This is a genomic window from Hymenobacter sp. AT01-02 (assembly GCF_000961955.2).
In the GTDB taxonomy this organism is placed as follows: domain Bacteria; phylum Bacteroidota; class Bacteroidia; order Cytophagales; family Hymenobacteraceae; genus Hymenobacter; species Hymenobacter mucosus.
The window spans coordinates 1-2,070 of sequence record NZ_JZIR02000267.1 but is presented as its reverse complement, the minus strand read 5'-3'; the positions used below and the strand labels follow the sequence as shown (position 1 = coordinate 2,070).

The 2,070-nt window shown below is 46.6% G+C and carries 3 protein-coding genes; 1 reads left to right on the top strand and 2 read right to left on the bottom strand.

What is annotated here, in order from left to right; genetic code table 11:
* Positions 1-191 precede the first annotated feature (191 nt).
* On the top strand, positions 192-578 hold the full coding sequence (locus tag VI25_RS27490; RefSeq protein WP_236705223.1) for a hypothetical protein: 387 nt from the start codon (positions 192-194) through the stop codon (positions 576-578).
* Positions 579-1,340: 762 nt separating this feature from the next.
* Here VI25_RS27490 and VI25_RS23070 read toward each other — a convergent pair.
* A complete protein-coding gene (locus tag VI25_RS23070; protein ID WP_055562991.1) occupies positions 1,341-1,757 on the bottom strand; it encodes a hypothetical protein in 417 nt (138 codons plus the stop codon).
* 157 nt (positions 1,758-1,914) lie between these two features.
* Entirely contained in the window at positions 1,915-2,028 is a 114-nt protein-coding gene (locus VI25_RS27485; RefSeq protein ID WP_082455847.1) for a winged helix-turn-helix domain-containing protein, read from the bottom strand.
* Positions 2,029-2,070: the final 42 nt, after the last annotated feature.

Sequence of the window (2,070 nt, the reverse complement as noted above, 5' to 3'; positions counted from 1 at the left end):
GGCTTTCCGGTGGTAGCCCCTGGTCGACCCGCTCGTTTATCCTTTGTACCAACCGTTTAACCAAGGCCACTCACCCGTCCCGCGCAGTGCCAGTAAAAGATTGAAGTATGAAGCTATATAGAATAATTATATTTATGTTATTGATAACAAGCGTTACAACCTGTAAAAACACCGATACTGTCGAAAGCAGATTGGCTGGATCTGAGCCTGGTAAATATTGGGATTTAATTTACAAAGGTGATTCAATACCAACTAAAACTTTGCTAAATCCCGATCCAGAGTATTGTATCTTTTTAAAAAAACCTAACAAGATAGTTCATTATCAATATGAGGATCCATTTAAAGTTATTGACAGAGGGTGTTTTACTGATGTAAAATTTAATCCAGATACCTTCGCCATTAAAAATGATAGTATCGTAAATTTCTTAGGAGATGATTATCATATTAAGCTATTAACAGATGATAGCATGATTTTGAAACGCTGTTGGACTAGCGGGTTGCATAAAGGCTTGTGTATGTTTTATATGTACAAAAAGAGTAGAATTCAGGACAAGAAAATATTCGTTTGCAAATACTGACGTAAGGGGAAAGCCTATAACCGGTATGTTAGCAACTTACTCCCTGCGGCCGGTGCGGTAAGCCTCTCGCTTCCCAAGTGGTGTACGTGCTACGTAGCGATTCACGAGTGGTGGCCGTCATGCTTATTTCACCCTGCTGTTTTACCTTACGCGACACACGATGCGCAAATCAATACACGGTTAGCCCGTATCTCTTCAATACTATGCACGTGAAGAAATCACTCCTTCTCATCGCTTGTGCCTTGCTCTCCTATTGTACCAAAGACGAGAATACGTCTACGAGCAATATAAAAGTCCTCGATGGCTATTTACTGCACAACAGTTCTGCCGACACATATTTATATTTTATCAAAACAGATACAATAGTATGTAATGGGAAAATACAAATAAAGAATTCTAAAGCGTTTCGGTTTGATGCAAACGTGAGAACAACTAAAGACGTTTATTTCCTGCAAGGGGATACTTTATTTGGCAGGATAAATTATCCGGGTACGCGGTACAGAAACTTGATAATAGCTCCTGCTCGCATTATCTGCGAAATGGATCCTGAAGACATGAAATGGTTTTCCTCTGTAATTATCAACCACATAGACACGTGTGGCTTTATCAGTAGTGAAAACCAAGTGACGTTCACGTATCCTGTGGTTGACGTGCTCAAAATCAGTCCGCTTCCATGTAATGGTCGAGTGTAGGTTGGTACCTACTTCTGCGCCCTGGTCGTGTTACGTCTAACAACCACTGCCGTAAGCTGCCTACACTGGCTTACGGGGCTTGCCGTAGCCACGCGCCAGCAGCTAGTTCATCCTCGAATATACGATAGGTCACGTCGCCTTCGTGGGCATCATTGAGCACGAGGTGGGCGGAGAGGCGGGCGAAGACGTCATGGGGTAATAAGACCGCCACGAGCCGCTCGTGATGGCTACTGGGAGCAGCCTCTTGCCACCGCGCCCGGACATACGCTTGCTCCTGCTCGGTGAAGGGGGCCAAGGCGCGCTGATCGGAAAGCACCTTATGCCACCCACGGCGCTGCAGCAGATGACTCAGGTGGGTGAGCAAGGCCTGGAATTCGCTGAACACCCGTTTACCGGGTTTGTAGTGGACGATGGCATACCCTTGGGTATGCTCACTGAGCCGGCCAACGGGGTTTTCGAAGTAAATGGAGTGTGAGGTAAGCGGCATTGGGAAAGAAGGCGTGAAACCGGTTACGAAACAAGAAAGCGCGTAGTTTGCCATGGCATCCAGCCAGCCTTCTCGGGACGTTCAACGTTTCGTTTAACGCAAGGCATCGAACAACATAAGCAAGGGAAGTTACACGTGTGATCCAGCTGTTATAGGCTCAGCAACCGTTGGATTCAAGCATCAATTTGTACCCGACGCCCCGGATATTCACAATTTGTACCTGCTCGTCAGCCGTCAGGTAGCGGCGCAACCGGGTAATGTATACATCCAAAACTACGGCACCGGCCCACCAAGCCTCCGTCGCGGAGCCCGC

Coding starts and splice junctions, on each gene's coding strand:
- VI25_RS23070 (WP_055562991.1), bottom strand. CDS start 1,757: ATGCCGCTTACCTCACACTCCATTTACTTCGAAAACCCCGTTGGCCGG.